Annotated in this window: 6 protein-coding genes; 5 read left to right on the forward strand and 1 reads right to left on the reverse strand. The window is 44.8% G+C overall.

The genetic code is table 11. From position 1 onward, the window contains the following. Positions 1–127 precede the first annotated feature (127 nt). From ACI35L_RS09445 to ACI35L_RS09465, 5 genes are read left to right on the forward strand one after another with little or no spacing between them, the layout of a single operon-like run. Entirely contained in the window at positions 128–1030 is a 903-nt protein-coding gene (locus tag ACI35L_RS09445; RefSeq protein ID WP_439802746.1) for an ABC transporter ATP-binding protein, read from the forward strand. Further along, positions 1027–1788 carry an ABC transporter permease gene (locus tag ACI35L_RS09450; RefSeq protein ID WP_439802747.1) on the forward strand — a complete coding sequence of 254 codons (762 nt, stop codon included), beginning with the start codon at positions 1027–1029 and terminating at the stop codon, positions 1786–1788. The genes ACI35L_RS09445 and ACI35L_RS09450 overlap by 4 nt, the downstream gene beginning before the upstream one ends. Positions 1789–1812: 24 nt before the next feature. Then, on the forward strand, positions 1813–2712 hold the full coding sequence (locus ACI35L_RS09455; RefSeq protein WP_439802748.1) for a DUF1848 domain-containing protein: 900 nt from the start codon (positions 1813–1815) through the stop codon (positions 2710–2712). Positions 2713–2764: 52 nt separating this feature from the next. After that, entirely contained in the window at positions 2765–3622 is an 858-nt protein-coding gene (locus ACI35L_RS09460) for a CvfB family protein (RefSeq protein ID WP_439802749.1), read from the forward strand. 10 nt (positions 3623–3632) lie between these two features. Then, positions 3633–4205 carry an HAD-IA family hydrolase gene (locus ACI35L_RS09465; protein ID WP_439802750.1) on the forward strand — a complete coding sequence of 191 codons (573 nt, stop codon included), beginning with the start codon at positions 3633–3635 and terminating at the stop codon, positions 4203–4205. A 40-nt stretch (positions 4206–4245) separates the two neighbouring features. Here ACI35L_RS09465 and ACI35L_RS09470 read toward each other — a convergent pair whose 3' ends face one another. Continuing rightward, positions 4246–4713 (reverse strand): DUF4188 domain-containing protein, encoded by a 468-nt coding sequence (locus tag ACI35L_RS09470; protein ID WP_439802752.1) that lies wholly within the window; start codon positions 4711–4713, stop codon positions 4246–4248. Between the last annotated feature and the right edge of the window lie 3 nt (positions 4714–4716).

Genomic DNA, 4716 nt, shown 5'->3' on the forward strand with positions numbered 1-4716 from the left:
TGAAGGAACGTTTAACGTTCCTTTTTTTTATTGGTGCTGATTAGACAGATACTTGGTTTTGAGAAAAATTCGTATTATCCATGAAACAAATAGTGTAAAATGGGTTGTTGAAGAAGGAGGAATGAACATGGCACAATCCGTGCTTGAAATAGACGGGGTTGACAAAAAAATCGGCAGCCGGACCATTCTTGAAAACATCAACTTAGATGTTCGGGAAGGGGAAATATTTGGGCTATTAGGTCCGAACGGTGCCGGAAAGACCACCTTAATTCGGATGATTTGCGGGTTGATGAAGCATTCGGGAGGAGCCATCCGAGTGTTGGGCTCTGATATCCAGAAATCCTATCTATCAGCGATTAGGGAAATTGGTGCGGTCATTGAGAACCCTGCCTTCTATCTAGAGTTGACAGGCTGGCAGAATCTCCGGCTCGTAGCCAACCTATATACCGGAATCACGAAGGAACGCATTCAAGAGGTAGTGGAGCTTATTCAGCTCGAAGACAGCATTCACGATAAGGTTGCTTCATACTCGCTAGGCATGAAGCAGCGGCTTGGAATCGGACAAGCTATTCTACATAAACCAAGATTGCTTATATTAGATGAGCCGACTAATGGGCTTGACCCGACCGGTATGCATGACTTGCGCCAGCATTTGCTGCGCCTTGCCCGTGAAGAGGGAACAGCCATCTTTCTTTCTACACATTTGCTATCGGAAGTGGAAATGCTTTGTGACCGAATTGCTATTATGAAGGATGGACGAATAGTGGATATAAGAGAAACAGTACAAGAAGAGGTGCTCGTAATTGAGACGAGTGAGCCGGACAAGGCAGCGATGCTATTGAGTGAGCGCTATGCCGTTATCTCTAATGACAATGGCTGGATTCGGCTTGCAGTCGATAAGAGCCAAGTCCCCGCTGTCAATGCGCTGCTCGTTCAAGAGGGGATAGATGTCTTTCATTTAGCATTTGAAAATCAAGGACTTGAACAAGTGTTTCTCCAATCCGTTAGTGAAGGGAGGAAACCATCATGATATCGATGCTGATCAATGAGCATTATCGGATGGCGAGGAACCGGTTTGTTCAGCTCTCTTTTCTGATTATGCCGGTCGTGATGTGTATACTTGCTTTATTTTTTTCAGATATAGTGCGAGCTAACAATGGAAATATGTTAAACTACATGTCTATTACAGCAAACACACTGATCATTATTGCCTTTATGGGGATTGGAGCTGCGGGCACCATTCTCTCAAATGAGTTTCAATATGGAACCATCAAGCTGATTGTGATACGGCCTATTTCGCGCTCGGCTCTATTGTTCTCGAAATGGCTCACAGTCATCCTCTATCTGTTCTATCTCTTTATTCTCGCATTTGCCGTATCGGCGGTTATTGGCGGCCTTTTGTTTGGGTTTGAAGGATTCTCGGTAAGCGGTTATCTGTTCAAAGGGATTATGCTCAAATACGTGATAGCCTTTACGGAATCGATGCTGATCGTGACATTTACGTATATGGTATCGGCAGTCTTTAAGAATGGGGCCTTTTCCATCGGAGTTGGCATGGCTGCCTTACTTGGCGGAAAATTGGTGACTGAGGTGTTTCGTCTTCTTGAATGGAAGGCTGGAATGATTCTATTGTTTGAGAATACGAAGCTTGATCAATATTTCTTCGGGAACAGACCTGTTTATGATGAGATGAGCTTCTTGTTTTCCATAGTCATATTAGGGCTTCATTTTTGTTTCTTTTACGGTGTGGCATGGTGGTTCTTTGTCAAAAGAGATATTTCCGTTTAAGATAAAGACAAGGGGAGAAATAAGATGATCATTAGCGCAAGCAGGCGTACTGATATTCCGGCGTTTTATGCTGAGTGGTTCATAAATCGAATCAGGGCAGGTTCCTTCATGAAGGTCAATCCGTATAATCGAAAACAGATAAAGAAGGTTTCCTTGGCTGCAGATCATGTGGATGCAATCGTATTCTGGTCAAAGAATCCGAGGCCCATTCTTCGTTATCTGCCTGAGCTCTTGGATAAAGGGTATAAGTCTATTATGCATTATACCTTAAATGACTATCCGGATGCGTTAGAGCCGGGAGTCCCAAGCTTATCTTATCGGATCGACACCTTTAGGCGCCTGGCTGATGTGCTTGGCCCTGAGCATATGGTGTGGAGATATGACCCAATCATCCTTAGTAATCAAACGGATGTCTGCTATCATTTGGAACGGTTTTCCCATATCGCCAAAGAACTGAATGGACAGACAAGCAGGGTCGTAATCAGTTTTATGGATTTTTACGCCAAAACAAAAGGAAGACTAGGCCGTTTGGAAACAGAGAAGGGGTATGTGTTCTTTGATTGGCTTTCTCCAGATCAAACGGAGAAACTGACCGATTTAGTGAAGGGCTTATCCAGCATTGCACGAGAGAATGGAATGTCCATTACGACCTGCTCGGAGCAGGTAAATCTGGAGAAGTATGGGATTATGCATGGGGCTTGTATCGATCAAGCTTATATTGAAAAGGTACTGAATCATTCATTGCCGGTTAAGAAGGATAAATACCAGCGGGCAGAATGCGGCTGCGCAGAGTCAATTGATATGGGAAGCTATGACACTTGTCCATTCGGCTGTCCGTATTGCTATGCGGTTAGAAGTGATAAGCTTGTTCTAGCAAACCGAAAAAAACATGATCCTATGAGTCCTTATTTGACCGGAGAATAGGGAATAATAATGAAATAAACGATTTTTGAATTTAAGGAAGCGGTGAAGGTTAATGAATCAATTACAACCAGGAATGAAAGCAACATTAACAGTAGAAAGGGAAGTGACATTTGGTTATTTCCTTTCAAATGGGGAAGAGGATGTCTTGCTCCATACAAATGAGATTGTCGGAGAAATCGAAATTGGCCAGCAAATTGAAGTATTCTTATTCAATGATAAGGATGGCCGTTTGACTGCTTCGATGAATCTCCCGTCTATCATGGAAGGGGAATATGGCTGGGCACCTGTCGTAGATGTTCACCCGAGTCATGGGGTATTCTTAGATATCGGTCTTCAAAAGGACTTATTGATTTCCTCCGATGACCTTCCTCGGATTAAACGAATTTGGCCGGAGGTGGGCGATCAGCTGTATGTCACGCTGATGGTCGACAGCCGCGGCCGTATGTTCGGCCGTCTTGCGACGGAAACAGTGGTCCAGGAGTTAAGCAAACCAGCTCCAGAATCTCTCATGAACAAGGAATTTGAAGGGCGTGCCTATCGTCTCCTTAGGGTTGGGACATTCATCCTGACAACAGAGGGCTATCGCTGCTTCGTTCATGAAAGCGAGCGTTCTGTCGAGCCTCGTCTTGGCGAGCTTGTGAAAGGCCGTGTAATCGGCGTGAAGGAGGACGGCAGCTTAAATGGTTCCCTTCTTCCTCGAACACATGAACGTTTAGATGAAGATGCAGAGGGAATTCTTACGTATCTTGAGAGCCGTGGAGGCAGCATGCCTTATTGGGATAAATCTGACCCAGAGGATATTCAGAAGCGATTCGGCATGAGCAAGGCAGCATTTAAGCGTGCTTTAGGCCGATTAATGAAAGAAGGAAAAGTGACGCAGGCCGACGGGTGGACGACGGTCAAGAAATAGGAGAAACCGCATGAACATATTATGGGATTTTGATGGGACTTTGATGGATACGTATCCTGCCTATACAAAAATGGTCAAGGAGGCCGTTCAGTGCGGTCTTTCGGATGAAGAAATCTTTGCCCTCTTGAAGGTCTCCTTTGGCCATGCCTTCAAGGAGCTTGGTTTATCGGATGAGGAAATCAAGCGAGTGAAGCAGCTGGAGCGTGAACTTGAACCCGAAGACTTTAAGCCTTTTCCGGGTCTCTGCGAGGTACTTGCAGCGGCTGATGTGAATGTGATTATGACTCATAAGGAGCGGGCGCTTGCAAGAGCTATTCTAGAGGCAAATGGTCTAAGCCGTTATTTTACGGAGATTGTCGCCATTGATGATGGGTATCCGAGGAAGCCTGACCCGGCGAGCTATCGATATTTGCATGAAAAATATGGGCTTGACCTGGCAGTCGGGGACCGGGAGCTTGATATCATTCCCGCCAAGATGCTGGGCATTCAAACGTGCCTGTTTCAGAATCATTCTGCTGAGGCGGATTACTATGTGGATGATTACCGGGAGTTTTTTGAGAAGGTGCCCCATATTAAGAAATGAATGAAAGGGAGTCCTATGTATTTTGGGATTCCCTTTTTGCTTATTTCATCAAACGCATACGGGAGGTGTTCATTTCTTTCGTCACTGGTTCATGGGTGGTAACATGGGCAAGGCCGGTTTTTGGCATGTTTACGTAAATACCCTCGGTAGATCCTTTTTCAATCCGATAGGTTTCATGAAAGATACCGACCGCATCATTCCCTTTTGTTTTCTTGTTAAACCTTGTCCAAGCTCTCATGTGAATCCTTCCATGTGCATAGGCTTCAAGGTCCTCGAAGCTCCTCCAATACTGGATGAGGGTGACTCCCCTCCAGCTTAATGAAACCTCCGTGTGGATAAATCCAAGTTCAGGGTTTTGATATAGTTCCTTAATCATTGGACCCATCGCTTTGGCAACAGGAATCCATTTGCGAAAAGCAAGAAGATTGTTAACTCGCATCCCAATGATGAAGAGGACAAAATCCGTTTTGGCATCTGTCACATAGCGACCAGCAAATATCTTTTTCAAATA

The sequence above is a fragment of the Pradoshia sp. genome (assembly GCF_051873915.1).
Taxonomy (GTDB): domain Bacteria; phylum Bacillota; class Bacilli; order Bacillales; family Pradoshiaceae; genus Pradoshia.

Bases quoted from the DNA above. Each gene is read 5' to 3' on its own strand.
- ACI35L_RS09465 (WP_439802750.1), top strand. From the start codon at position 3,633: ATGAACATATTATGGGATTTTGATGGGACTTTGATGGATACGTATCCT.
- ACI35L_RS09460 (WP_439802749.1), top strand. From the start codon at position 2,765: ATGAATCAATTACAACCAGGAATGAAAGCAACATTAACAGTAGAAAGG.
- ACI35L_RS09455 (WP_439802748.1), top strand. From the start codon at position 1,813: ATGATCATTAGCGCAAGCAGGCGTACTGATATTCCGGCGTTTTATGCT.
- ACI35L_RS09445 (WP_439802746.1), top strand. From the start codon at position 128: ATGGCACAATCCGTGCTTGAAATAGACGGGGTTGACAAAAAAATCGGC.
- ACI35L_RS09450 (WP_439802747.1), top strand. From the start codon at position 1,027: ATGATATCGATGCTGATCAATGAGCATTATCGGATGGCGAGGAACCGG.